A 24,363-nucleotide genomic window follows, 5' to 3' on the forward strand; every position below is an offset into this window, starting at 1 on the left:
CTCAGTGGTCCTCCTCGCCGATGCGATGCACGTGGATCAGGTTGGTGGAACCCACGGTACCGGGCGGGGACCCGGCCACGATCACCACCAGGTCGCCCTTCTGATAGCGGTTGAGCGACAACAGCTCCTTGTCGACCTGACCGATCATCTCGTCGGTGGTGCCCACCGGCGGCACGAGGAATGTCTCGGTGCCCCAGGTCAGCGCGAGCTGGCTGCGCACCTCCGGCAGCGGGGTGAACGCCAGCAGCGGCAGCGGCGTGTGCAGCCGGGCCAGGCGGCGCACGGTGTCGCCGGACTGGGTGAACGCGACCAGCGCCTTGGCGTTGAGCCGCTCGCCGATGTCGCGGGCCGCGTAGGAGATGACGCCGCGCTTGGTGCGCGGCACATGCGTCAAAGGCGGTACGCGCGTGGAGGATTCGGACTCCACCGCGTGCACGATGCGGGCCATGGTCCGCACCGCCTCGATCGGGTACGCGCCCACCGAGGTCTCGCCGGACAGCATGACCGCGTCGGCGCCGTCGAGCACCGCGTTGGCCACGTCCGACGCCTCGGCGCGGGTCGGGCGCGAGTTGCCGATCATCGATTCGAGCATCTGGGTGGCCACGATGACCGGTTTGGCGTTCTCGCGGGCCATCTGGATCGCCCGCTTCTGCACCAGCGGCACCTGCTCGAGCGGGAGTTCGACGCCCAGGTCGCCGCGGGCGACCATGATCGCGTCGAAGGCCAGCACGATCGCCTCGAGATTGTCGATGGCCTCGGGCTTCTCCAGCTTGCCGATCACCGGCACGCGGCGGCCGACGCGGTCCATGATGTCGTGCACCAGCTCGACGTCCGACGGCGAGCGCACGAACGACAGCGCGATGAAGTCCACACCCAGGTTCAGCGCGAATTCCAGGTCGGCGATGTCCTTTTCGGACAGGGCGGGCACCGACACGTCCATGCCGGGCAGCGAGACGCCCTTGTTGTTGGAGACCGGGCCGCCCTCGGTGACCCGGCAGACGACGTCGTTGCCCTCGACGCGGGTGACGGTCAGGCCGACCTTGCCGTCGTCGACGAGCAGGCGGTCACCGGCCTTCGCGTCCTGCGCGAGCTGTTTGTAGGTGGTGGAGACGCGGTCGTGGGTGCCCTCGACGTCGTCGACGGTGATGCGCACCTCTTCCCCGGTGGCCCAGGTGGTGCGCTCGTCGATGAAACGGCCGAGGCGGATCTTGGGGCCCTGTAGATCGGCGAGAATGCCGACGGCACGGCTCAATTGGTCCGCGGCCTTGCGGACCTTGCGGTAGTTTTCGGCGTGATCGGCGTGTTCGCCGTGGCTGAAGTTCAACCGGGCCACGTCCATGCCGCTTTCGACAAGTTCGCGGAGCCGGTCCTCGGAGGCGGTCGCCGGTCCGAGGGTGCACACAATCTTTGTCCGTCGCATCACGGGCTCGAGCCTAGTCCTGCCCGGGCCCGGACGCTGAGCGGGCATACCCTTCGCTATCAATCGGGGAAAACATGACGAGCGTCACCGGGCCACGTGCCGCGCGAGCCGGGTTTCCAACCGCGTTTGCGCAAATCCGAGTATCAAACAAATTATCCAGTAGTACACCGCCGCGACACCGTAGAGGGTGAAGTAGTCGAACGTCGGCGCGGCCGCCAATTGCGCCACCCGCAACAGTTCAGTCACCAGAATGGTGGACGCCAGCGAGGTGTCCTTCACCAAGGAGATGAGCGTATTGGACAGCGGTGGCACGGCGATGCGGGCGGCCTGCGGCAGGATGATCGAGGCGAGCGTCTGAACGTGCGAAAGGCCCAGCGCCTGAGCCGCTTCCCACTGCCCCTCGGCCACCGAGAGAATCGACGCGCGGATCACCTCGGCGGCGTAGCCACCCACATTCAGGCTGAAGGCGATGACCGCGGCGGGAAACGGATCGATCACGATGTTCAGTTCGGGCAGCCCGTAGAACACGACGAACAACTGCACGAGCAACGGCGTGCCGCGAATGATCGAGATGTAGAACCGGGCCGCGGCGGACACCGGCCGGATCGGCGACATGCGCGCGAGCGCGACCGCCAGCGCGATCACGAGGCCGACGGCGAAGCTGATCGCGGTGAGCGGCAACGTCTTGGTGACCGTCGCCTCGAGCATCGGCCAGAGGTTGTGCCGGATCAGCGCCCAGGTTGCGGAGTCCATACCCGTTGACAGGGTTACCGATTACTTGCTGACGTCGGTGCCGAAGTACTTCTCCGAGATCTTGGCGAGGGTGCCGTCGGCGCGCAGGGCGTCGAGGGCGCCGTTGATGTCGTCGACGAGTTTGCCCTCGTCCTTGCGGGCGGCGAACGCCTGGTGGCTGGTTTCCCCGGTCTTGCCCGCGACCTTCACGCCCGTGTCGCCGGTCTTCTTGGTGTACTCGGCGACGGCCAGGGTGTCGTTGACGGTCGCATCGACCCGCCCCTGCTTGAGCAGCTGGATCGCCTGCACGAAACCCTCGACGGCCTCGACCTTGCAGCCCGCGCCCGAGGCGACCTTGCTCCAGTTGCTCGTCGAGGACTGCGCGCACGTCTTACCCGACAGATCGGCCAGCGTGGCGATCGACCCGTTGCCTGCGCCGGTGACGAGCACGCCGTCGGAGGTGGTGTACGGCTGCGACAGCGCGTACTTGTTCTGCCGCTCGGCGTTCACCGTCACCTGATTGGCGACCAGATCGAACCGCTTGGACTCGAGCCCCGCGAAGATCGCGTCCCACGGCGTCTGCACGAATTCGACCTTCTTGCCGAGCTTTTCGCCCACCGCCCGCACGACCTCGACGTCGTACCCCGTGAGCTGCCCGTCCCCACCCTGGAAACTGAACGGCGCGTACGTCCCCTCGGTCCCCACCTTCAACACGTTCGGATCATCGCTCCCACACGCGGTGAGCAGTCCCGTGGCGGCGGCGACGACGAACACGGCGGCGAACAGCTTGCGGCGCAATGGGGTACCTCTCTCCGGGGGAGAGGTGAGTGTACGACATGAGGATGCGAAATCCGAGGATTGCGCTCAGCGCGATTCGATCCCCTCGCCCCTCCCCCATGTTTCCGAGCGAAGCGAGGAACTAATTCTCCTGCAACGGCAACCCATGAGGATCGCGAACTTTCCCCGTCAAGATCATCACCCCATCGATGATCCCCCAGATATGCCCCACCCCACAGGTCACCACACTCACCACCAACTGGGCCACCCCGATCCCCGGATACCCCAGATAGAACCGCCCGACCCCGAAGAACCCGAGGAAGAACTGCAACAACGCCGCAACGAGCTTCGACTTGTCGGAGTACGGCTCGCCGTACACGTTGCGCCCGTAGGGCGCCGCCGGATCCACCCCCGGCGGCACGGCCGCGGACGGATACCCGTACTGCGGCTGCGGATAGGGCGCCGGGCCGTACGGCGGCTGGTCGTACGGCGGCGGCGCACCGGGCCCCGTCCCCGCGGGACCGTACTGCGGGCCATAACCGGGCTGTTGCTGATAGGGATCGGTCACTGCTCGTTCTCCTCGCTATTTCGGGCCGGAGTCACCCGCCTTCGCGGGATCGGATTCGGCCGCATCGCTCGCCGATTCATCGCCGTCGGGCTCGGATTCGTTGCCGGAATCGGATTCCTCGATGTCCGGCTCCGGCTCGGTCGCCACCGCGGTCGCCCCCGAGGTCGCCGAATCCACTTGGGGCGCAGCGCTTTCCGCGCCCCGAGCCCGCAACTTCCCGATCTGCCACGGCCACGGCCGATCGGTGGCGGGTTGCAGGGCCGCGGCCGTCTCCCGTCCCTTGGTGGCGAGCAGGAAATAGGCGATGGCGCACACGAATACGATGATCGAGGTGTAGGTGTTGATGCGCAGCCCGAAGACATGCGTGGCCTCGTCGTCGCGCAGCAGCTCCACCCAGAACCGGCCGAAGGTGTACAGCGCCACGTACAGCGCGAACAGACGGCCGTGCCCGATCCGATAGCGCCGGTCCAGCCAGATCAGCACCGCGACGCCCAGCAGATTCCACAGCAGCTCGTACAAAAACGTCGGCTGCACGATCCGCTCCACCACGCCGGTGGACACGCCGTTCATCATGTCGAGCTGCCCGTCGGTGCCGAACCGCTCGTAGATCTCCAGACCCCACGGCAGATCCGTACGCCGCCCGTAGAGCTCCTGATTGAAGTAGTTGCCCAACCGCCCGACGGCCTGCGCCAGCAGGATCGGCGGCGCGATCGCATCACCGAAGGCGGGCAACGGGATTCGATACACCCGGCACCCGATCCACGCCCCGACCCCGCCGAGCAGCACCGCCCCCCAGATCCCGAGACCGCCCTCCCACACCTTCAACGCGTTCAGCGGATGCCCACCGTCACCGAAGTACTTCTGCCAATCGGTCGCCACGTGATACAGCCGCCCCCCGACCAACCCGAACGGCACCGCGAACATGGCCACGTCCAGCACGGCCCCGCCCTGCCCCCCACGCTGCTGCCACCGCTTCTCCCCCCACCAGATCGCGAGCACGATCCCCGCGATGATGCACAGCGCATAGGCCCGCACCGGCAACGGCCCGAGGTTCCAAACCCCCCGCGGCGGACTCGGTATATAGGCCAGCACACCCACCGAACCGGCGTGCGCAACAACACTGTCTGCCAGGACTGCACAAGTCACGCGCCCCACCGTAACGGAATCCGGCCGAGCCGCGGCGCCGGGTCAGGGCTCGTGCGAGTCGAGCTGTTCGAGAGCAGCCGCGTCCGCGACATCCTGCGGACGGCCCGATGCTCTCTTGTTGGCGATCAAGTCGGCCATCGAGAGAAACGGCACGACCTGATCCCCGATCGTCACCTGCACCCGCCGGTCCCAGCAGGGATCGAATTCGACTCCATCCACCGAAGTGAGGATGTCGATGCGCTTCGGCGGATGGCCGAGTTGCACGACCACGCCCTCTTCGAGGAAGTCGTCGGCACGCAGACCCAGCGATCCGAAGCCGAATGCGCGCAGTGCCGCGACGAGGTGATCGGCATTGCCCGGATCCAGCCACACCCAGATGTCCAGATCCTTGGTGAAACGCGGATGCCCATGGGCCGCTACGGCGTAACCACCGACTACGAGGAACCGGACGTCATTTTCGACGCAGGACGCGATGAACTCGCTGAAGTCGCGGTCCAGTTCCATCCGGCCCCCAACCGTAGTAATCGGCTCGAAGTTCCTCCACGTGCGCGACCCGCTCGGAGACCGGACGTTTGCGCCACCACGCCCTGTCCGGATCCTTGTCGTGGAGGCGTCGGCGCACGACGACCTTGGAAATGGAGTCCACGCGCCCAGCTTACCCAGCGATCATCTGGACACCCGGGCAGCGCGCGACCCACGCTGATTTCGCGGTCAGGAGGCGACGGTCGCCGAGCGCACGCCCTCGGCCAATTCGGCCGTCAGCGTCCGCACCGCGTCGAGACTCTCCGCCGCCGCCGAGACCAGGGCCGAACCCACGATCACCCCGTCCGCGTAGGCGGCGATCTCGGCGGCCTGGGTGCCGTTGCGGACGCCGAGGCCGACGCCGATGGGGATGTCGGAGTGGGCGCGGACGCGGGCGCACAGTTCGGGGGCCGTCGAGGAGACGGTGTCGCGGGCTCCCGTGACGCCCATGGTGGAGGCGGCGTAGACGAAACCGCTGGTGGCCTCGAGGGTCGAGACCAGGCGCTCCTCGGTGGAGGAGGGGGCGACGAGGAAGATGCGGTCCAGGTCGTGGGCGCGCGAGGCGGCGAACCAGTCGTCGGCCTCCTCGGGGATGAGATTGGGGGTGATCATGCCGAGGCCACCCGCGGCGGCCAGATCGCGGGCGAAACGGTCGACGCCGTACTGCAACACGGGATTCCAGTACGTCATGACCACCGGCCTGCCGCCCGCCGCGCTGATCGCCTCGACGACGGCGAACACGTCGCGCACCCGCACCCCGCCGCGCAGCGCCTGTTCGGTGGCGGCCTGGATGGTGGGTCCGTCCATCACCGGATCGGAGTAGGCGACGCCGACTTCGATGATGTCGCAACCGGATTCGACCATCGCGGTGCAGGTGGCGATCGAACCGGCCAGATCCGGGAACCCGGCGGGCAGGTAGCCGATCAGCGCGGCCCGGTTCTCGGCACGGCAGGCGGCGAAGGTGTTGCCCAGACGACTCACTGCACGGTCTCCTCGTCGAACAGCCCGAACCAGCGGGCCGCGGTGTCCATGTCCTTGTCGCCGCGACCGGACAGGTTCACCAGCACGATCGCGCCCTCGCCCAGTTCCCGGCCCAGCGCCACCGCGCCCGCGACGGCGTGCGCGGATTCGATGGCCGGGATGATGCCCTCGGTCCGGGACAGCAGCAGCAGCGCGTCCATCGCCTCGACATCGGTGATCGGACGGTACTCGGCGCGGCCGATGTCCTTGAGGTAGGCGTGCTCGGGCCCGACGCCGGGATAGTCCAAACCCGCTGAGATGGAATGGGATTCGATGGTCTGGCCGTCCTCGTCCTGCAACAGGTAGGAGTACGCGCCCTGGAACGCCCCCGGCCGGCCACCCGTGAAAGTGGCCGCGTGCCTTCCGGTTTCGACGCCGTCGCCCGCCGCCTCGAACCCGATCAGCCGCACGCCGGTGTCCTCGAGGAACGGGTGGAAGATGCCGATCGCGTTGGAACCCCCACCGACACAAGCGGTTACGGCATCGGGCAGCCGACCGGTCAGCGCGAGCACCTGGGCGCGCGCCTCCAGCCCGACGACGCGCTGGAAGTCGCGCACCATCAGCGGGAACGGATGCGGCCCCGCGGCCGTACCGAAGCAGTAGTAGGTGTCGTCGGCATTGGTGACCCAGTCGCGCAACGCCTCGTTGATGGCGTCCTTGAGGGTCTGCGACCCGGTGGTCACCGACACGACCCGCGCGCCGAGCAACCGCATCCGGGCCACGTTCAGCGCCTGCCGCGCGGTGTCGACCGCGCCCATGTAGACCACGCAGTCCAGGCCGAGCAGCGCGCACGCGGTCGCGGTGGCGACGCCGTGCTGTCCCGCGCCCGTCTCGGCGATGACCCGCGACTTGCCCATCCGCTTGGCGAGCAGCGCCTGCCCCAGCACATTGTTGATCTTGTGAGATCCGGTGTGGTTCAGGTCTTCCCGCTTGAGCAGGATCCGCGCGCCGCCCGCGTGCTCGGCGAGGCGCGTGCACTCGAAGACCGGCGACGGCCGGCCGGTGTAGTCGCGCTGCAACCGGTCGAGCTCGTTCAGGAAGGCCGGATCGACGCGCACCTTGTCGTACTCGGCGGTGACCTCCTCGATCACCGCCATCAGCGCCTCGGGCACGTGCCTGCCGCCGTAGACGCCGAAGTGACCACCCGGATCGGGTTCGTGGCTGCGCTGGGCGATGCCCGCGCTGGCCTGCGGCAGGGCCGTCGAGGCGTCGGTCATCGGGTGGCTCCCCGGCGCAGCGGGCGCGGGCAGGACGGATGGGTGCCCGCGGTGACCAGTTCGGAGACCGCCACGCGCGGATCGCCGCTGGTGACCAGGCTCTCGCCGACGAGCACGGCGTCCGCGCCCGCGCCCGCGTAGGCGAGCAGGTCGGCGGTGCCGTTGACGCCGGACTCGGCCACCCGGATCACCTCGGTCGGCAGGCCGGGGGCGATGCGGGCGAAGACGTCGCGATCGACCTCGAGGGTCTTGAGGTTGCGGGCGTTGACGCCGATGACCGACGCGCCCGCGGTGAGCGCGCGATCGGCCTCCTCCTCGGTGTGCACCTCGACCAGGGCGGTCATGCCCAGCGATTCGGTGCGATCGATGAGCGAGGACAGCACGTCCTGTTCCAGGGCGGCCACGATCAGCAGGATGACGTCGGCGCCGTGGGCGCGAGCCTCGTGGATCTGGTACGGGCCGACGACGAAGTCCTTGCGCAGGATCGGCACGTCGACCACCGCGCGCACGGCGTCCAGGTCGTCGAGCGAGCCGTGGAAGCGGCGCTGTTCGGTGAGGACGCTGATGATGCGCGCGCCGCCGTCCTCGTACGCCTTGGCCAACTGGGCCGGGTCGGGGATGTCGGCCAGCGAACCCTTCGAGGGGCTGGCGCGCTTGACCTCGGCGATGACTCCGACCCCGTCCTGATGCAGCGCGGCGAGTCCGTTGCGCGGCGGGGGCGTCGCGGCGGCGGCCTTCTTGACGGCCTGGAAATCCAGGAGGGCTTCCCGAGCGGCCACATCCGCACGGACCCCGTCGAGAATCGAGTCGAGTACCGTCATCTGGCTCGAATCCTTTCTGGGGAGACGGACTTGCTGCCTGAGAATCCCCCCAGGCGCTGTCTCACCGATGCTGATAAAGAGTAAATGGCTATGTTTCGCGCACCGAAGGCGGGGTGTTCGGTATGGCGACGGCGTGGCGGGGCGTTCATCGGCGGCCGGGATCGTCGTCGGTGGGGTCGGTTCCGGCGTCCAGCGCGTCCCACAGCACCCGCTCCGACAGCTGCCCCGGCTCGGCGGATTCGCTCGAATCCGCTTGCGGCGCGGCGGCTTTCGCCTGCCGCTGCGCGACCTGCCCGGCCGCGTCGGCCCGCCGGAAGACCGGATTGTCGTACCGGCCCGAGAGCCGGGGCGAGGTCTGCGGCATCCGGGCCAGCAACACTCCCGCAGCGAACGCGGCCAGCGCGCCGAGAACGCTCAGCAGCGCCGGGAACGCGGCCGTGGTGACCTGCTCGACCTGCGCCCGCGCGGGCAGTTCGGCCAGCCGCGCGGCCCGTTCGGCCACCTTGCCGTGGTGGGTGAGCAGGGCGAACCCCGGCACGGCGGCCATCGCCGCCACGACCGCGACCACCACCCCCACCAGCCGCCGCAGCCATCCGCGCGTCGCCAGCACCGCCGCGACCGCCGCGAGCAACACCAGCGCAAGCGGCGTCATGGCCCCGAACCACAAGCCCCCGTTCAACTCCCGCGTCCGCGGCTCGGTCAACCCGTCCGACGACCGCAACGTCACCCACGTCAGCCGCGACGACGCCCACAACGCCCCCGCCGCGATCACCAGCAACACCACCGCCCCCACCGGATACCGTCGCGGCTTCCCGCCCGCCTCGCTCGAATCCCCTTGCGGCGGTTCGGTTCCCGGGGAGCTCATTCGGCCTTGCCGTCGATATCGGGGGCGAAGGTGCGGACGGTGCGGGCGGCGGCGACGGCCTTGAGGACGGCCATGGCCTTGTTGCGGGACTCGGCGTCCTCGTATTCGGCCTTGGAGTCGGCGACGATGCCCGCGCCCGCCTGGACGTAGGCGATGCCGTCCTTGAGCAGGGCGGTGCGAATGGCGATGGCGGTGTCCGCGTCGCCCGCGAAGTCGAGATAGCCGACCACGCCCGCGTAGACGCCGCGCCGGGTGGGCTCGAGTTCCTCGATGAGTTCCATCGCCCGCACCTTCGGCGCGCCCGACAGCGTGCCCGCGGGGAAGCACGCCTGCACCGCGTCGAGCGCGATGCGGCCCTCGGCGAGCGTGCCCGAGACCGTCGAAACCAGATGCATCACATGGCTGTAGCGCTCGACGTGCCGGTAGTCGGTGACGCGCACGGTGCCCGGCCGGCACACCCGGCCCAGATCGTTGCGGCCCAGATCGACGAGCATCAGATGCTCGGCGTTCTCCTTCTCGTCGGCCAGCAGATCCTTCTCGAGCAGCACATCGTCCTCGAGAGTCGTTCCGCGCCAACGGGTTCCGGCGATCGGATGGGTGGTGGCGACGCCCTCCTTCACCGTCACCAGCGATTCCGGGCTGGACCCGACGATGGAGAACGCGGTGCCGCCCGACCCGTCCGGCACGTGCAGCAGATACATGTACGGGCTCGGATTCGACGCCCGCAGCATCCGGTACAGATCCAGCGGGCTGCCGTCGTAGTCCATCTCGAACCGCTGCGACAGCACCACCTGGAACGCCTCGCCCGCCTCGATCTCCTCGACCAGCCGCCGCACCCCCGCGCCGAACTCCTCGGCCGTGCGGCGGCGCCGGTAGTCCGGCTCGGGCCGGTCGAAGATCGACACCGTCGACTCGGCGGGCGCGGCCAGCGCGGCGGTCATCCGGTCCAGGCGCGCGAGCGCGTCGTCGTACGCCTCGTCGACCCGCTCGTCGGTGCCGTTCCAGTTCACGGCGTTGGCGATGAGCGTGATCGCGCCCTCGTGATGGTCGAACGCGGCCAGATCGGTGGCCAGCAGCATCACCATGTCCGGCACGCGCAGATCGTCGGCGGCGTGTTCGGGCAGGCGTTCGAGGCGGCGCACGATGTCGTAGGCGAAGTAGCCGACCAACCCGCCGGTCAGCGGCGGCAGGCCGGGCAGCCGTTCGGTGCGCAGGAGTTCGAGCGTGTCCCGCAGGGCGAGCAGCGGTTCGTCCCCCGACGGCGCGTCGGCGGGCGCCGCGCCGAGCCAGGCCGCCTCCCCGTCCACCACGGTCAACGCGCTGGGACTGCCCGCCCCGATGAACGACCAGCGCGACCACGAGCGCCCGTTCTCCGCGGACTCGAGCAGGAACGTGCCCGCCCGATCGGCGGCCAGCTTGCGATACGTCGACAGCGGAGTCTCCGAGTCCGCCAACACCTTTCGGACCACCGGCACCACGCGGTGCTCGGCCGCCAGCGCTCGGAACTGCTCGCGGGTCGTGGTGGTGGACTCTCCGAGACGGTCGGTTGCGGGGCCGTGCATTTCTTCATCATTCCAGGCACGGACAACCGGGTTTCGGCGGACCCCGCGGCATTCACACACAGCCGAGCCCGGTCCGGCCACGAATAAGTAGGACGAACACAAGCCACCCGAGAGAGGAGTTCCCCGCGATGTACCCCTCGCAGCCGACGTCGAAGGAGGGTCCGCGGCGCGCTGCCGGACAGCCGATGGGCGGCATGCCCACCCAGCCGCCCCGGATGATGAACATGAACCAGGCGCCCCCGCTCGTGCCGGGCAAGCACAACGCGCTCGCCTCGTTCGTCACCTACGTCAAGGCGCTGGAGAGCCTCGATCCCGGCAACTTCCCGCAGGAGTACGCCGAGCACACCGACCGCATCAGGGAACTGAAGCCGTTCCTCAAGGCGCACGGCATCCTCGACGTCATGCAGATCAAGAACCCGGAAGTGGCCGCGCTGCTCGGCGTCTGACCGCCTCTCGCAGCGGTGCCGGGCGCGTCGCGCGCCCGGTACTGTCCCTGTCATGAAGCAAGGCCAGCGCGCTCCCCGGTTCGAACTGCCCGATCAGACGGGCACCGCCCGCTCCCTCGACGCACTACTGGCCGACGGGCCGCTGGTGTTGTTCTTCTATCCGGCCGCCAACACCCCGGTGTGCACGGCCGAGGCGTGCCACTTCCGCGATCTCACGGCCGAATTCGCCGCCCTCGGCGCGTCCTGCGCGGGCATCAGCACCGATTCGGTGGACACCCAGGCGGGCTTCGCCGACAAGCAGGGCCTGGCCTATCCGGTGCTGTCCGACGCCGACGGCACGGTCGCCGAGCAGTTCGGCGTCAAGCGCGGCCTGCTCGGCAAGCTGGCCCCGGTCAAGCGGCAGACGTTCGTCATCGATACGGACGGAACCATTCTCACCGTGATCGCGAGCGAACTGCGGGCGAATCACCATGCGGACGCCGCGCTGGAGTTCCTGCGCCAGCGAAAGGGCTGATCCGAAACGCCATTCGGCACAACGACCCGAGCGGCGGTCGAGCGCATACCCTGTGGGGTATGACGTCGCCGACCGTGGAGCAACCTTCCGGCACCGGATCCGCGCACCCGTGGCGCAACCGGATCATCGGCCTCGGGCTGGTGATCGTGGTGCTGGTCATCGCGTATCTGGTGCTGTCCGCGTTCATTCCGAGGTGGTGGGCGCAGCGCGTCTCGGACATGTCCGGGCACGGCAGTTTCGCCAAGGGCATCTGGTCCGGGCTCGTGCTGGGCTTCGCGGGCACGCTCATACCGCTGCTGCTGTTGCTCGCGGCCGCGCTGATGTGGCGGCGGCGCGGGGGCCGGTTCGTCGCCGGGGCCGCGGCCGTGCTGGCGATCGTCGCCGCGCTCCCCAATCTCATGACGCTGTCGATCGTCGCGGGCGGCAGCAACGCCGCGCACGCCGGTGAGCGCGTCCTCGACGTCGACGCGCCCGGCTTCCGCGGGGCGACGCTCGTCGGCGCGATCGTCGCGGCCGTCTTGTTCGTGCTGCTGCTGTTCCTGCTGACCCGCCGGCGGCTGCGCAAGCGCGGAGGCAAACATCGAGCCGACACCGCAGCGCGCCCGGTCGCGCCCGCGCCGCCACCGGGCGAATACCCCGATCCGGGCGTCTGACCAGTGGTGATAGATGTCACGTCATTCGGAACGGGGTTGCCAGCGAGCGAAACCGTGGCAAACTTGAGGCCGCGAGTGACCGTGAATTGAAGTCTCGATAAGTAGTCAGATTGCCAATGAAATCACGTCACTTGGCTGCAAGAGAGGTCGCGAAGTGACGAAGTGGTTGGATCCCATCGAACAGCAAGCGTGGCGAACACTTGTCGCGCTGACGACGCGGCTGCCCGCGGCGATGGACACGCAGCTACAGCGCGAGTCGGGGGTCACTCACTTCGAATATCTGGTCATGGCAGTGCTTTCCGAAGAGGCCGGTCATCGCCTTCAGTTGAGCGAACTCGCCTATAAGGCAAATGCCTCGCTATCCCGCCTGTCGCATGTCGTGACCAAACTGGAACGGCTCGGCTGGGCCCATCGCGAGGTGCTGCCCGGCCGCCGCGGCGCGCACGCCGTACTCACCGACGCGGGCTTCCGCAAGGTGCAGGAGGCGACGCCCGGCTATCTCGACGCCGTGCGCGGGCTGGTGTTCGACGGGCTGGACGAGAACCAGACCCGGGAGCTGCTCGAACTGGCCACGGCGCTGGTCCGCCAGCTCGAGCTCGGGGTCGAGCGGGGCATCGGGCAGTCCAGCGGACGCCCCAGCCCGCCCGGGGACTGAATCCCGAAGGGCCGCAAGGACTCTCAGCCGAGCAGGACGTCCCCGTCCCAGCAGGTGTGGGTGCCGGTGTGGCAGGCCGCGCCCTCCTGATCGACGATCAGCAGCAGGGCGTCGCCGTCGCAGTCGAGGCGGACCTCGTGCACGTACTGGGTGTGCCCGGACGTCTCGCCCTTGACCCAGTACTGCTGCCGCGAGCGCGAATAGTAGGTGGCCTTGCGGGTGGCCAGCGTGCGCGCGAGGGCCTCGTCGTCCATCCACGCCATCATCAGCACGGCGCCGGTGGCGCGTTCCTGCGCGATGGCCGCGACGAGCCCGGCCTCGTTGCGCTTGAGGCGGGCCGCGATGGCCGGATCCAAACTCGTGGTCACCGTACGACGATACCTTCGGCCCGCATGGCGTCCTTGACCTGCGCAATGGTCAGGTCGCCGAAGTGGAACACGCTCGCGGCCAGCACCGCGTCCGCGCCCGTCCGCACGGCCGGGACGAAATCGCCGACCGCGCCCGCGCCGCCGCTGGCGATGATCGGCACCGACACCGCCGCGCGCACCGCGGTGAGCATGGCCAGATCGAATCCGGCCTTGGTGCCGTCGGCGTCCATCGAGTTCAACAGGATCTCCCCGACCCCCAATTCGGCTCCGCGCGCGGCCCATTCGATCGCGTCGATGCCGGTGCTGCGCTTGCCGCCGTGCGTGGTGACCTCCCAGCCCGACGGGGTCGGCGGATTGCCCTCCGGCACGCGGCGCGCGTCCACCGACAACACGATGCACTGCGAGCCGAACCGCTCCGACATCTCGCGCAGGATCTCCGGCGCGGCGATGGCCGCGGTGTTGACCGAGACCTTGTCCGCGCCCGCGCGCAGCAGCCGGTCCACGTCGTCGACCGTGCGCACGCCACCGCCGACGGTGAGCGGGATGAAGATCTGCTCCGCCGTGCGGGTCACCACATCGATCATGGTGCCGCGGTCGCCGGAGGAGGCGGTGACGTCGAGGAAGGTCAACTCGTCCGCGCCCTGGGCGTCGTAGGCGGCGGCCAGTTCCACCGGATCGCCCGCGTCGCGCAGGTTCTCGAAGTTCACGCCCTTCACCACCCGCCCGGCGTCCACGTCCAGGCACGGAATCACGCGTACGGCGAGGGTCATTCGGTCCTCTCCTCCGCGGCGCTCTCGACCGCGATATCGATCATCTCGAGCAGTTCGGCGTGCACCCCGGGCGCGGCGGCCAGCACGGATTTGGAGTCCAGCGTCCACTCCTCGCCGCGCAGATCGGTGACCACGCCCCCGGCCGCGCGCACCAGCACCACCCCGGCGGCGTTGTCCCAGGGGTGATGGCCGAACACGATCGCGCCGCCGAGCACCCCGGAGGCGGTGAACGCCAGGTCGATGCCGGTCGAGCCGTGCATGCGCATCCGCCCCGACAACCGGCTCAGCGCGCCGAGCAGATCGAAGCGGAACCGCCCGGGGATGCGGCCGTGGCTGTCGATGTTGAACGCCCCGAAGCCGATCATCACATCGGACAGCCGCGCGGAAGCCAAGGGCGGCAACGGTTTTCCGTCCAACAGCACCGGCCCGTCGAGGGTGGCGGCGTAGCGGCGGCCGAGCAGCGGCAGCCAGGTCAGGCCGAGCACCGGTTCGCCGTCGTCGACCAGCGCCAGCAGCATCCCCGACAGCGGATGCCCGTTGGAGTAGTTGAAGGTGCCGTCGATCGGGTCGAGCACCCACGCCGTGCCGGAGCTGAGTTCGGGGCCGCCGAACTCCTCGCCGTGCACCGGGATTCCGGTGTGTTCGCGCAGCCGCGCGGAGAGGGTGCGCTCGAGTTCGAGGTCCAGGGCGGTGGCGAAGTCGCCGCGGCCCTTCTGCACCGCGCTGGGCGCGCCGATCCCCTCGGCGAAACGCGCTGTGGCCGAATCCAAAATCTCGCTCGCCGTGGCGAGCAGCGCGCTGCGGTCCCGGACGGTCATCGCCTCAGCGCACCGCCGCCAGCGCGTCGGGCAACGTGAATCGGCCCGCGTAGAGCGCCTTTCCGACGATCGCGCCCTCCACCCCGTCGTCGGTCAGCTCCGCGATGGCCCGCAGATCGTCGAGGGTGGACACCCCGCCCGACGCGATCACCGGGGCCTCGGCGGCATTGGCGACCTCGCGCAGCAGATCCAGATTGGGGCCGGTGAGGGTGCCGTCCTTGGTGACGTCGGTGACGACGTAGCGGGTGCAGCCGTCGCGTTCGAGGCGTTCGAGCACCTCCCACAGGTCGCCGCCGTCGCTGACCCAGCCGCGCCCGCGCAGCCGGTACTCGCCGTCGATGAGCCGCACGTCGAGACCGACGGCGATCTTGTCGCCGTATTCGCCGATCGCGCGGGCGCACCACGCCGGATCCTCGAGGGCGGCGGTGCCGATGTTGACCCGGGCGCAGCCGGTGGCCAGGGCGGCCTTCAGCGACTCGTCGTCGCGGATGCCGCCGGACAGTTCGACCTTCACGTCGAGTTCGCCGACGACCTCGGCGAGCAGGTCCCGATTGGAGCCGCGCCCGAAGGCGGCGTCGAGGTCCACGAGGTGCACCCACTCGGCCCCGGCCTCCTGCCAGGCGAGCGCGGCGTCGCGCGGCGCGCCGTAGCTGGTTTCGCTCCCGGCCTCCCCCTGGACCAGGCGCACGGCCTCACCATTGGCGACATCGACGGCGGGTAGCAGCACAAGACTCACGTGCGCAGCTTACTGGGCTGACTTCCCGTTTCCCGCATCGGGATGTCCCGTTTGGGACGCCGGTCACGCGGTGCCGGGGGTTTGACGGGCCGGTCGGCGGGAAACAGATGACAGAGGATGTGTCATGGTGCGGGGGCCCGGACACCGAGTCGTTTGTCCACGTCATCGACCACGAGGGGTGAGCCATGTCCCGGATGTGCTTGCGGCGCTTGGCGTTCGCACTGCCATCGGCGTTCGTCGCGACCATCGCCCTGGCGGCCCCGCCCGCCGGCGCCGCGCCCACCGATCCGCTGACCCAGGCGGCCTGCGATTTCGGCTGGCAGTTCACCACCTACGACTACGCCAACTACGACGACTACACCCGCCGCGTCCTGGACCGCTCCACCGGCGAGTTCCGCGGCCAGTTCGAGGGTTCCGCCGAGGACCGCCGCGCCCGCGCCGAGGCCGCGCACACCCGCGCCGAGGCCGTCGCCGTCGAATGCCGCACCGACACCTCCGATCCCGCCCACGCGCAAACCGTCGTCACCGTCGACCAGAACACCCGCAGCGACGCCACCTTCGGCATCCCCCGCCCCAACCGCACGGTCCTGCGCGTAAACCTCGGCAACGTCGACGGCCGCTGGCTCGCCGACCACGTGGATCCGGTCCAGACGTAAGGGGTTACGGCGAGCCGCCTCGCCCTACAGCGACGCCACCCAGTTCCGCAGCAGCGCGGCCCCCGCGTCCCCGGACTTCTCCGGGTGGAACTGGGTCGCGCTCAGGGGCCCGTTCTCGACCGCGGCCAGGAACGGCCCGCCGTGTTCGGCCCAGGTGAGGCGGGCCGGGGACAGCGTGCCCTCGTCGGTCCACTCCCATTTCTGGGCGGCGTAGGAGTGCACGAAGTAGAAGCGGGTGTCGGCGTCCATGCCCGCGAACAGGACGCTGTCGGCGGGCGCGGACACGGTGTTCCAGCCCATGTGCGGCAGGATGGGGGCGGGCAGGCGTTCGACGGTGCCGGGCCATTCGGCGCAGCCCTCGCTCTCCACCCCGAATTCGACGCCGCGCGCGAACAGGATCTGCATCCCCACGCAGATGCCGAGCACCGGCCGCCCCCCGGCCAGCCGCTTGCCGATGATGCGTTCCCCGCGCACCGACCGCAGCCCGTCCATGCAGGCGGCGAACGCGCCGACGCCGGGCACCACCAAACCGTCCGCGGCCAAGGCGATCTCGTGGTCGGCGGTGACGGTGACGTCGGCGCCCGCGCGGATCAGCGCGCGCTGCGCCGAGTGCAGATTGCCCGAGCCGTAGTCGAGCAGCGCGACGGTCTTGCTCACAGCGTTCCCTTCGTCGACGGGACGCCCGACACCCGCGGGTCGTACTCCACCGCCGCGCGCAAAGCCCGTGCCACCGCCTTGTATTCGGCCTCGGTGACGTGATGCTGGTCGCGGCCGTAGAGCACCCGAACGTGCAGGGCGATGCGGGCGTTCAGCGCGATCGACTCGAAGACGTGCCGGTTCAACACGGTCGAATAGGGCGCGCCGGGCCCGTTGGTCGGAATCACGGTGTGCAGCAGGTGTTCCGGCTCGCCGGTGTGCACACAGTAGGGTCGCCCGGAGACGTCGACCGCGGCGTGCGCGAGGGTCTCGTCCATCGGGATGAACGCGTCGCCGAACCGCCGGATGCCCTGCTTGTCGCCGAGCGCCTTACCCAGGGCCTGCCCGAACACGATGGCGGTGTCCTCGACGGTGTGATGCGCCTCGATCTCGATGTCGCCCTCCGCGCGCACCGACAGATCGAAGCTGGCGTGCGCGCCGAGCGCGGTGAGCATGTGGTCGTAGAACGGCACGCCGGTGGCGATGTCGGTCCGCCCGGTGCCGTCGAGATCCAGCTCGACGACGATGCTGGACTCCTTGGTGGTGCGTTCCACCCGCGCGGTCCGGTTCTCACTCATGACACCACCTCCGTCCCGACCAGCTTCGCGCTGACCCGCAGGAATTCGTCGTTCTCGGCGGCGAGGCCGATCGTGGTCCGCAGATAGCCGGGGATGCCGACGTCGCGGATGAGCACGCCCTCGTCCAGGTACTTCTGCCAGGCCGCCGGGGCATCGGCGAACCGGCCGAACAGCAGGAAGTTCGCGTCGCTCGGGGCGACCTCGAAACCCATCTCGCGCAACGCCTTCGCCACCCGGTCGCGCTGGGCGGCGAGTTCGGCGACCGAGGCCAGCGTCTCGTCGGCGTGCCGCAGCGCCGCCCGCGCGGCCGCCTGCGTGACCACCGACAGGTGATAGGGCAGTCGCACCAGCAGCAGCGCGTCGATCACCGCGGGCGCGGCGGCCAGATACCCCAGCCGTCCCCCGGCGAACGCGAACGCCTTCGACATCGTCCGGGTCACAACGAGTTTCGCCGGATAGCGATCGATCAGCTCGATCGCGCTGGGCGCGCCGGAGAATTCGGCGTACGCCTCGTCCACGATCACCAGCCCCGGGGCCGCGTCGAGGACGCGAACCAGATCGGCGAGCGGAATGCTGTGCCCGGTGGGATTGTTGGGGCTGGTCACGAAGACGATGTCGGGGCGGCGTTCACCGATGCAGGCGAGCGCGTAGTCGACGTCGAGGGAGAAGTCCGCGGCGCGCTTGGCCTCGACCCATTCGGTGTCGATGCCCTCGGAGATGATCGGGTGCATCGAGTAGGACGGCACGAAACCCATTGCGCTGCGGCCGCTTCCGCCGAACGCCTGCAACAGCTGTTGCAGGATCTCGTTGGACCCGTTGGCCGCCCACACGTTCGACACGTCCAGCGCCACCCCGGTCTGCCGGGTCAGATACGCCGCGAGGTCACCGCGCAGCGCGACCGCGTCCCGATCCGGGTAACGGTGCAGGTCGGCGGCGGCGGCGCGAATGGCCTCGGCGACATCGTCGATCAGCGCCCGGCTGGGCGGATGCGGATTCTCGTTGGTGTTCAGCTGCACCGGAACCGTCAATTGCGGTGCGCCGTAAGGCTTTTTACCGCGCAGGGCCTCCCGCAGCGGCAGATCGTCGAGGGTGACGGCCGAACCGGGGGCGGTCACGACAGCGCCTCGAATCGGATCCGCACGGCCTGCCCGTGCGCGGGCAGATCCTCGGCGTCGGCGAGCGCGACCACATGTCCGGCAACGTCTTTCAGCGCGGCCTCGCTGTAGTCGACCACGTGGATGCCGCGCAGGAAGGTCTGCACGCTCAGCCCCGAGGAGTGCCGGGCGCAGCCCGCGGTGGGCAGGACGTGATTGGAGCCCGCGCAGTAGTCGCCGAGGCTGACCGGGGACCACGGCCCCACGAAAACCGCTCCGGCACTGCGCACCCGGGCCGCGACGGCGGGCGCGTCGGCGGTCTGGATCTCGAGGTGTTCGGCGGCGTAGGCGTTGACCACGCGCAGGCCCTGCGCGATGTCGTCGACGAGGACGACGCCGGATTGCTTGCCGGACAACGCCTCCGACACGCGCTCACGATGTTTGACGACGTCCAGCTGCGCGTTGATCGCGGCGTCCACGGCATCGGCCAGCTCGACGCTGTCGGTGACCAGCACGCTGGCGGCGAGCACATCGTGTTCGGCCTGGCTGATCAGGTCGGCGGCGACGTGCGCGGGGTCGGCGGTGGCGTCGGCGAGCACGGCGATCTCGGTGGGCCCGGCCTCGGCGTCGATGCCGACCAGGCCGCGGCACAGCCGTTTGGCGGCGGTGACGTAGATGTTGCCGGGGCCGGTGATCATGTCGACCGGATCGAGGCGGGCGCCGTCGGTGTCGGTGCCGCCGTAGGACAGCAGCGCGACGGCCTGCGCGCCGCCGACCGCCCACACCTCCGCGACGCCGAGCAGCCGTGCGGCGGCCAGGATGGTCGGATGCGGCAGCCCGCCGAAGCGCGCCTGCGGAGGCGAGGCGACCACGAGGGATTCGACGCCCGCGGCCTGGGCGGGCACCACGTTCATCACGACGCTGGACGGGTAGACGGCATTGCCGCCGGGCACGTACAGCCCGACCCGTTCGACCGGCACCCAGCGCTCGGTCACCGTGCCGCCGGGCACGACCTGGGTGGTGGTGTCGGTGCGGCGCTGGTCGGCGTGCACGGCGCGGGTGCGGGCGATGGCGACCTCGAGCGCGGCCTGCACGGCCGGATCGAGTTCGGCCAGGGCCCGTTCCAGTTCGGCGGCCGGAACCCGCACCGCGGCGGGCGCGACCCCGTCGAAACGCTCGCTGAACTCGATGGCCGCGGCCACCCCGCGATCGCGCACCGCCTCGACCACCGGCCGCACCCGATGCAGCACCGAGTCGACGTCGACTCCCCCGCGCGGCAGCGCGGCGCGCAGCTCGGCGGCGGTGGGAGTACGACCGCGCAGATCGACGCGGGCGAGCTCGATGCGGGATGTCATGGCGGTGGCGAATCCTTCGTCGGTGCTGGTCATCGGAGGGCTCGAGGGCCAGCTACCAGACTATCGGGTCGGTGCCAATGGTTATTCACCGCCGTCGGCGTGCGGATTCACCCCGGCATGCGCCCGCGCAACGTCTCCAGCCCCTCCCCCTCGAGATCGGCGAGCGCGACCGCCCGCCCGACCATCGCCAGGGCCAGCGCCTCCCCCGGCCCGCGCACCTCCGGCCCGGACCCCTGCGACCACTCCACATCCGTGGCGACCAGCCGAAGCCCCCGGACATACCGCTTGGGCTGGGCGAACGGATCCGGATGGCTCAGCACGAACCGCAACCGCTCGGCCGGAATCTCGCGCGGCTTCCCGAGCGGCCGCCGAATGTCCTGCTGATGAACGAGCATGTCCGCCAGCCCCACCCCCGGCATGAACCGCGTGATGTGCTCCCCGGAGTTCTCCAGCCGATCCACCAACTCCGCCGTCGACAACGACCGGAACCGATCCACGAGCGCGTTGTTGGTCCCATCGAACGACAACCGGCTCCGCACCGACACCCCCGCGTAATCGAGCAGCGAAACCGAGTCGTACAACAGATGCCCCACCACATCCCGCACCCGCCACCCCGCACACAACGACGGCGCCAACCACTCCGCATCCGACAACCCACGCAGCAACGCCACCAACTCGGCGCGCTCCCCCCGCAACATCTCTCGCGTGCTCATACCCGAAGCCTAACGCCACCGCCATGATTCGGGAACGCCGGAAACCGCCCAGCCCCTGCCGGTTTCGCTCAGCGAGTATCGCTATCGATCTGCGGACCTGACTTCGAATTGATTACGCGCAGCGGCACATTCGTCTTGGTCTTGCCGCCGTAGCTGAGACTCGACACCCGCATGTCCACGGAGCCGTCGGAGTTGGGGGTGTTCCGCACGCCCTCGATCTCGGAGTAGTGCGTGATCTGGTGCTGCGACCAGTACGTCTGGAACGCATCCTCACTCCCGTACACCTGCTGAGCCGCAGGGGTGAGATGCGACCACGCCGTGTCGAAGTCGGAGTCCAGAATGGCGTTGTAGAACTGTTTTTCGATCATGGATGCGGCCAAGCCGACATCCGCGTCGCTCACACCCTTGGTCTGCCCAAGCGCGGCGTTCGCCGACGCCGTGCTGCTGGCGCTGGCCGACGCGGCGACCGACGTCGAATTCGTCTGCGCCCCAGACGATCCCGACCCCGAATTACTGAACATCGCCGCCAACACCACAGCCACGATCACCAGCCCCACCGCGAACCCACCCACGAACAACAGCGGTTTGCGGTTGCCCGCCGGGGCCTCCTCCAACACCTGGGACTGCACCGGATGCGACCGCGTCGGATGCGCGCCCGGGGCGGCGGGGCGCACGGGGGCCATCTCCGGCTCGGAAATCGTTGCGGCCGTTGCCATCATCTCGGCCGTGGAGATATCCGCCTGCGCCGCACGGCGATCCAGTGTCCGGGTGGCCTGGCGGCGGGTGGCGGGGCGGCGGGTCGCGAGCATGTGGGTGGGCTCGGAATCGGCGCCGTAGTCGGCGAAATCGGCGAGGTGGTCGCGGACCTCGGTCATGCTCGGGCGATCCTCGGGATCGAAGCTGAGCAGATCCAGCAGCAGATCGGTCAGCGGCCCGGCGTTGCGCGGCTGCTTGAGCTGGCCGTTGGCGGCGGCGTAGAGCAGCGCGAGCGGATTCGGGTTGGTGCCGTAGGGCGGCTCGCCCTCCAGCGCGTGGAAAAGCGTTGCGCCCAAGGCGAAGACGTCGGCGGCGGGGCTCGGCTCCGCGCCGCGGGCCACCTCCGGCGCGAGATACGCCGCGGTGCCGGAGATCAATCCGGTCGCGGTCAGCGTCACGTCGCCCTTGGCCTTGGAGATGCCGAAATCGGTGATCTTGACGGTGTGGTTCTCCCCCAACAGCACGTTGCCCGGCTTGACGTCCCGGTGCACGATGCCCGCCCGATGCGCGGCCACCAGCGCCGAGGCCACCTGCTCGCCGATCCGCGCGACCTGCGGCAGCGGCAGCGTGCCCTGCGAGGCCAGCACCACGGCCAGACTCTGCGACGGCAGGTATTCCATGATCAGGCACGGATCGCCCTCGTGGTCGGTGATGTCGAAAACCACGATGGCATTGGGGTGTTGGAAGCGGGCGGCGTTGCGGGCCTCGCGCGAGGCGCGCTGGCGCACGATGTCCTTCTCACCCGGCGGCAGACTGGGCTGGGTGAGGATCTGTTTGATCGCGACGGATCGTTCCAGACGTTCGTCGACGGCACGCCAAACGACGCCTGTGCCGCCGCTACCAATCCGTTCGACCAGGCGGTAATGCCCTGCGATCACTTGGCCGGTTTCGATGGCACTACTCCGAGTTTCTCCGCGATCCGTGACTTACCGAGGGGCGGTTGCCCGCTTGTTCCCCGGACGAGTGTAGCGGCCCCGACCGGGACCTCCGACGCCGGAGTGAGATCCGAGCGAAATATGTCCGACACCTGTGCGGTGAAGGCGAGATCACTGTGTGACGGGACCGCGACCTCTCGTGACGAAGGTCACTTCTGGTCGCGCAGAAACCGTCCCGCGGCGTCCACGGCCGGACCCGAACCGCCCGCGTCGGAGACGAACACCGCGAGCGCCAGATCACCATCGATGCCGACGAACCAGCCGTGCGCGTGCTTGTCATCGATGTACTCGGCGGTGCCCGTCTTGCCCAACATGCCGGGGATGTCGCGCAATTGGGTGGCGGTGCCGCCGGTGATGGTCTCGCGCATCATCGCCTTCACCTGATCGGCGATCCCGGCCGGGAGCGGGTCCGGATTGTGGTCGGCGACACCAGCTTTCCCGGCGACTATCGTCGGGGCGGGCACCGAACCGCGCGCGATGGCCGCGGCGAGCAACGCCATCCCGAACGGCGACGCCGTCACCTTGCCCTGCCCGATGCCCTCCTCGACCCGCAACGCGGGAGTGTCCGCGGTGGGCACCTTGCCGGTGACGGTCGTCATCCCGGGCGCGGTGTAGTCGACGCCGAGCCCGAGTTGCGCGGCCGCCTTGGTGAGTCCGTCCGGTGGCAGGTTCACCGCGAGCCGCCCCATGGTGGTGTTGCAGGAGCGGGCGAACGCGGTGTGCAGCGGCACCTGCCCCAGATCGAAGTTGTCGTCGTTGGGGATCTGGCGCCCCTCGATGTTCTCGGTGCCCGGGCAGCCGACCACGGTGTCCGGGGTGACCTGCCCGGCCTGCAACGCCGCCGACACGGTGACGGTCTTGAAGGTCGAACCCGGCGGATACAGCCCGGTGAGCGCGATCGGCCCCTGCCCGTCGGCGGGTGCGTTCTGCGCCAGCGCCAACACATTTCCCGTGGAGGGCTGGATGACGACCATGGCCGCGGGCGTCGCGATCGGCGCGAGCGCGGCCTCGGCGGAACGCAGCATCCCCAGATCGAGGGTGCTGGCGATATCGGCGACGGGTTTCGCGTCCTGCCCGCCGACGCGCTGCGTGCCGGTGGCGGTCTGCGCGCGCACCGCCCAGCCCGCCGCGTCGTCCGCGGCGTGCTGCCACAACTCCGACAACCCCGACAGCGTCGGCGAACTGACCGTCTTGTCGGTGGCCAGCAGCCGCGTCTGCGGGGCGAGGGTCACCCCGGGCAGCGCGGCCAGCGGCGCGGAGATCGGGGCGAGATCGGCCTCGCGCAGGGAGATCGCGGTGACGGATTTGCCTTGCGCACCGGACAATTGGGCTTGCAGGGACTCCGGGGTGATACTCGAATCGATCGGATTCAACAGCGCCGCAACGCCGTTCACGTCCGCGCCGGGCGCCACGTTCACCAGCGTGACCACCTGCTGGGTGAGCAACTCCGCCCCGCCCCGATCGAGCACCCGCGCCGCCGGATCGGGATAGACCGGACCGTAACTCAGCGGACCCGCGTCCAGTCCGGGCGCGACGGTCGCCGGATTCCAGTGGATCTTCCACCCCTCGCCCGCGCGCACCGCGGTGCCGGTGGTGGTGTAGGCCCACTCGTTGCCGCCCTGACCGAGTTTCCACGTCGTGTTCAGGGTGAACGTGGCCCCGGCGTCGTTCTTGTCGACCGTGCCCACCTCGACCCGCACATCCTTGCCCAGGCTGTCGAACAGCTTGCCCAGCGTCTCCGACGCCTGCGCGGGATCGCTGGTGACCGCCGCGGCCGCCGCCGGATCCTCCCGGCCCAGCGCGTCGGCGAAGGTGTGCACGGTGCTGTTCAACCGGTCGGTCGTCTTGTCGCCCGAGCAGGCGGCGAGGGCGAGAATCGGGGCGGCGAACAGGGCGACCAGCTTCGTACTCGTGCGCACCCGCCCGACCCTACCGGCCACCCCGAGAAGCCCCCGGAAACGTACGTTTTG

Annotated in this window: 27 protein-coding genes; 5 read left to right on the forward strand and 22 right to left on the reverse strand. The window is 69.5% G+C overall.

Annotated features, from left to right (window positions below; genetic code table 11):
• Position 1: 1 nt before the first annotated feature.
• From pyk to ACWDSJ_RS18110, 11 genes are all read right to left on the reverse strand, one after another.
• Positions 2-1,423: a pyruvate kinase gene (pyk, locus tag ACWDSJ_RS18060; protein ID WP_387361861.1), complete on the reverse strand. Its 1,422-nt coding sequence runs from the start codon at positions 1,421-1,423 to the stop codon at positions 2-4.
• 81 nt (positions 1,424-1,504) lie between these two features.
• Positions 1,505-2,173 carry an amino acid ABC transporter permease gene (locus ACWDSJ_RS18065; protein ID WP_450033211.1) on the reverse strand — a complete coding sequence of 223 codons (669 nt, stop codon included), beginning with the start codon at positions 2,171-2,173 and terminating at the stop codon, positions 1,505-1,507.
• A 21-nt stretch (positions 2,174-2,194) separates the two neighbouring features.
• Positions 2,195-2,950 carry an amino acid ABC transporter substrate-binding protein gene (locus ACWDSJ_RS18070; protein ID WP_387361857.1) on the reverse strand — a complete coding sequence of 252 codons (756 nt, stop codon included), beginning with the start codon at positions 2,948-2,950 and terminating at the stop codon, positions 2,195-2,197.
• Positions 2,951-3,071: 121 nt separating this feature from the next.
• Complete coding sequence (locus tag ACWDSJ_RS18075; RefSeq protein ID WP_450033212.1) at positions 3,072-3,497, reverse strand: NINE protein; 426 nt, start codon at positions 3,495-3,497, stop codon at positions 3,072-3,074.
• Between the two features lie 15 nt (positions 3,498-3,512).
• Positions 3,513-4,643, reverse strand: a complete 1,131-nt coding sequence (gene lgt / locus ACWDSJ_RS18080; RefSeq protein ID WP_450033213.1) for a prolipoprotein diacylglyceryl transferase — start codon at positions 4,641-4,643, stop codon at positions 3,513-3,515.
• 42 nt (positions 4,644-4,685) lie between these two features.
• Entirely contained in the window at positions 4,686-5,147 is a 462-nt protein-coding gene (locus ACWDSJ_RS18085) for a hypothetical protein (RefSeq protein WP_450033214.1), read from the reverse strand.
• Positions 5,148-5,354: 207 nt separating this feature from the next.
• Complete coding sequence (trpA, locus tag ACWDSJ_RS18090; protein WP_450033215.1) at positions 5,355-6,146, reverse strand: tryptophan synthase subunit alpha; 792 nt, start codon at positions 6,144-6,146, stop codon at positions 5,355-5,357.
• Positions 6,143-7,402, reverse strand: a complete 1,260-nt coding sequence (trpB, locus tag ACWDSJ_RS18095) for a tryptophan synthase subunit beta (RefSeq protein ID WP_450033216.1) — start codon at positions 7,400-7,402, stop codon at positions 6,143-6,145. The genes trpA and trpB overlap by 4 nt, the downstream gene beginning before the upstream one ends.
• Positions 7,399-8,223, reverse strand: coding sequence for an indole-3-glycerol phosphate synthase TrpC (gene trpC / locus ACWDSJ_RS18100; RefSeq protein WP_450033217.1), 825 nt, complete (start codon positions 8,221-8,223; stop codon positions 7,399-7,401). The genes trpB and trpC overlap by 4 nt, the downstream gene beginning before the upstream one ends.
• A gap of 145 nt (positions 8,224-8,368) precedes the next feature.
• A complete protein-coding gene (locus tag ACWDSJ_RS18105; protein ID WP_450033218.1) occupies positions 8,369-9,088 on the reverse strand; it encodes a TIGR02234 family membrane protein in 720 nt (239 codons plus the stop codon).
• Positions 9,085-10,650, reverse strand: coding sequence for an anthranilate synthase component I (locus ACWDSJ_RS18110; RefSeq protein WP_450033219.1), 1,566 nt, complete (start codon positions 10,648-10,650; stop codon positions 9,085-9,087). Before ACWDSJ_RS18110 ends, ACWDSJ_RS18105 begins: the two co-directional genes overlap by 4 nt.
• Positions 10,651-10,778: 128 nt before the next feature.
• Between ACWDSJ_RS18110 and ACWDSJ_RS18115 the strand changes: the two genes are divergently transcribed.
• From ACWDSJ_RS18115 to ACWDSJ_RS18130, 4 genes are all read left to right on the forward strand, one after another.
• A complete protein-coding gene (locus ACWDSJ_RS18115) occupies positions 10,779-11,096 on the forward strand; it encodes a hypothetical protein (protein WP_387361839.1) in 318 nt (105 codons plus the stop codon).
• Between the two features lie 52 nt (positions 11,097-11,148).
• Positions 11,149-11,610 carry a peroxiredoxin gene (locus ACWDSJ_RS18120; RefSeq protein ID WP_450033220.1) on the forward strand — a complete coding sequence of 154 codons (462 nt, stop codon included), beginning with the start codon at positions 11,149-11,151 and terminating at the stop codon, positions 11,608-11,610.
• Between the two features lie 59 nt (positions 11,611-11,669).
• Positions 11,670-12,263, forward strand: a complete 594-nt coding sequence (locus tag ACWDSJ_RS18125) for a permease (protein WP_387361835.1) — start codon at positions 11,670-11,672, stop codon at positions 12,261-12,263.
• A gap of 154 nt (positions 12,264-12,417) precedes the next feature.
• Complete coding sequence (locus tag ACWDSJ_RS18130) at positions 12,418-12,918, forward strand: MarR family winged helix-turn-helix transcriptional regulator (RefSeq protein ID WP_387361833.1); 501 nt, start codon at positions 12,418-12,420, stop codon at positions 12,916-12,918.
• 23 nt (positions 12,919-12,941) lie between these two features.
• Here the strand turns inward: ACWDSJ_RS18130 and hisI are convergent, their stop codons facing one another.
• Genes hisI through priA form a run of 4 tightly spaced genes read right to left on the reverse strand, consistent with a single transcriptional unit; the run spans position 12,942 to position 15,610 of the window.
• Positions 12,942-13,286, reverse strand: coding sequence for a phosphoribosyl-AMP cyclohydrolase (gene hisI, locus ACWDSJ_RS18135; protein ID WP_450033221.1), 345 nt, complete (start codon positions 13,284-13,286; stop codon positions 12,942-12,944).
• On the reverse strand, positions 13,283-14,056 hold the full coding sequence (gene hisF, locus ACWDSJ_RS18140; RefSeq protein ID WP_450033222.1) for an imidazole glycerol phosphate synthase subunit HisF: 774 nt from the start codon (positions 14,054-14,056) through the stop codon (positions 13,283-13,285). Before hisF ends, hisI begins: the two co-directional genes overlap by 4 nt.
• The gene (locus ACWDSJ_RS18145; protein ID WP_450033223.1) at positions 14,053-14,874 is read right to left on the reverse strand and encodes an inositol monophosphatase family protein; all 822 of its coding nucleotides are present in this window, start codon (positions 14,872-14,874) and stop codon (positions 14,053-14,055) included. The genes hisF and ACWDSJ_RS18145 overlap by 4 nt, the downstream gene beginning before the upstream one ends.
• A 4-nt stretch (positions 14,875-14,878) precedes the next feature.
• Positions 14,879-15,610, reverse strand: coding sequence for a bifunctional 1-(5-phosphoribosyl)-5-((5-phosphoribosylamino)methylideneamino)imidazole-4-carboxamide isomerase/phosphoribosylanthranilate isomerase PriA (gene priA, locus ACWDSJ_RS18150; RefSeq protein WP_450033224.1), 732 nt, complete (start codon positions 15,608-15,610; stop codon positions 14,879-14,881).
• 185 nt (positions 15,611-15,795) lie between these two features.
• Here priA and ACWDSJ_RS18155 point away from each other — a divergent pair, with 185 nt between their 5' ends.
• Positions 15,796-16,266, forward strand: a complete 471-nt coding sequence (locus ACWDSJ_RS18155; protein WP_387361823.1) for a hypothetical protein — start codon at positions 15,796-15,798, stop codon at positions 16,264-16,266.
• 24 nt (positions 16,267-16,290) lie between these two features.
• Here the strand turns inward: ACWDSJ_RS18155 and hisH are convergent, their stop codons facing one another.
• From hisH to ACWDSJ_RS18190, 7 genes are all read right to left on the reverse strand, one after another.
• Positions 16,291-16,923, reverse strand: a complete 633-nt coding sequence (gene hisH, locus ACWDSJ_RS18160; RefSeq protein ID WP_450033225.1) for an imidazole glycerol phosphate synthase subunit HisH — start codon at positions 16,921-16,923, stop codon at positions 16,291-16,293.
• Positions 16,920-17,540 (reverse strand): imidazoleglycerol-phosphate dehydratase HisB, encoded by a 621-nt coding sequence (hisB, locus tag ACWDSJ_RS18165; RefSeq protein ID WP_387361819.1) that lies wholly within the window; start codon positions 17,538-17,540, stop codon positions 16,920-16,922. The genes hisH and hisB overlap by 4 nt, the downstream gene beginning before the upstream one ends.
• Entirely contained in the window at positions 17,537-18,655 is a 1,119-nt protein-coding gene (locus tag ACWDSJ_RS18170) for a histidinol-phosphate transaminase (RefSeq protein ID WP_450033226.1), read from the reverse strand. Before ACWDSJ_RS18170 ends, hisB begins: the two co-directional genes overlap by 4 nt.
• On the reverse strand, positions 18,652-19,989 hold the full coding sequence (hisD, locus tag ACWDSJ_RS18175) for a histidinol dehydrogenase (protein WP_450033288.1): 1,338 nt from the start codon (positions 19,987-19,989) through the stop codon (positions 18,652-18,654). The genes ACWDSJ_RS18170 and hisD overlap by 4 nt, the downstream gene beginning before the upstream one ends.
• 107 nt (positions 19,990-20,096) lie before the next feature.
• Positions 20,097-20,702 (reverse strand): maleylpyruvate isomerase family mycothiol-dependent enzyme, encoded by a 606-nt coding sequence (locus ACWDSJ_RS18180; protein WP_450033227.1) that lies wholly within the window; start codon positions 20,700-20,702, stop codon positions 20,097-20,099.
• A gap of 68 nt (positions 20,703-20,770) precedes the next feature.
• Complete coding sequence (locus tag ACWDSJ_RS18185; protein ID WP_450033228.1) at positions 20,771-22,336, reverse strand: serine/threonine-protein kinase; 1,566 nt, start codon at positions 22,334-22,336, stop codon at positions 20,771-20,773.
• A gap of 206 nt (positions 22,337-22,542) precedes the next feature.
• Positions 22,543-24,312, reverse strand: a complete 1,770-nt coding sequence (locus ACWDSJ_RS18190; protein WP_450033229.1) for a penicillin-binding transpeptidase domain-containing protein — start codon at positions 24,310-24,312, stop codon at positions 22,543-22,545.
• Between the last annotated feature and the right edge of the window lie 51 nt (positions 24,313-24,363).

The sequence above is a fragment of the Nocardia sp. NPDC003482 genome (genome assembly GCF_053588115.1).

What these genes read in the sequence shown, in the direction of transcription:
- ACWDSJ_RS18085 (WP_450033214.1), bottom strand. Translation starts at nt 5,147, where the DNA reads ATGGAACTGGACCGCGACTTCAGCGAGTTCATCGCGTCCTGCGTCGAA.
- ACWDSJ_RS18180 (WP_450033227.1), bottom strand. Translation starts at nt 20,702, where the DNA reads ATGAGCACGCGAGAGATGTTGCGGGGGGAGCGCGCCGAGTTGGTGGCG.
- ACWDSJ_RS18155 (WP_387361823.1), top strand. Translation starts at nt 15,796, where the DNA reads ATGTCCCGGATGTGCTTGCGGCGCTTGGCGTTCGCACTGCCATCGGCG.
- hisB (WP_387361819.1), bottom strand. Translation starts at nt 17,540, where the DNA reads ATGAGTGAGAACCGGACCGCGCGGGTGGAACGCACCACCAAGGAGTCC.
- hisF (WP_450033222.1), bottom strand. Translation starts at nt 14,056, where the DNA reads ATGACCCTCGCCGTACGCGTGATTCCGTGCCTGGACGTGGACGCCGGG.
- ACWDSJ_RS18125 (WP_387361835.1), top strand. Translation starts at nt 11,670, where the DNA reads ATGACGTCGCCGACCGTGGAGCAACCTTCCGGCACCGGATCCGCGCAC.
- ACWDSJ_RS18110 (WP_450033219.1), bottom strand. Translation starts at nt 10,650, where the DNA reads ATGCACGGCCCCGCAACCGACCGTCTCGGAGAGTCCACCACCACGACC.
- ACWDSJ_RS18120 (WP_450033220.1), top strand. Translation starts at nt 11,149, where the DNA reads ATGAAGCAAGGCCAGCGCGCTCCCCGGTTCGAACTGCCCGATCAGACG.
- ACWDSJ_RS18105 (WP_450033218.1), bottom strand. Translation starts at nt 9,088, where the DNA reads ATGAGCTCCCCGGGAACCGAACCGCCGCAAGGGGATTCGAGCGAGGCG.
- ACWDSJ_RS18065 (WP_450033211.1), bottom strand. Translation starts at nt 2,173, where the DNA reads ATGGACTCCGCAACCTGGGCGCTGATCCGGCACAACCTCTGGCCGATG.
- hisD (WP_450033288.1), bottom strand. Translation starts at nt 19,989, where the DNA reads ATGACATCCCGCATCGAGCTCGCCCGCGTCGATCTGCGCGGTCGTACT.
- ACWDSJ_RS18145 (WP_450033223.1), bottom strand. Translation starts at nt 14,874, where the DNA reads ATGACCGTCCGGGACCGCAGCGCGCTGCTCGCCACGGCGAGCGAGATT.
- trpB (WP_450033216.1), bottom strand. Translation starts at nt 7,402, where the DNA reads ATGACCGACGCCTCGACGGCCCTGCCGCAGGCCAGCGCGGGCATCGCC.
- ACWDSJ_RS18115 (WP_387361839.1), top strand. Translation starts at nt 10,779, where the DNA reads ATGTACCCCTCGCAGCCGACGTCGAAGGAGGGTCCGCGGCGCGCTGCC.
- trpC (WP_450033217.1), bottom strand. Translation starts at nt 8,223, where the DNA reads ATGACGGTACTCGACTCGATTCTCGACGGGGTCCGTGCGGATGTGGCC.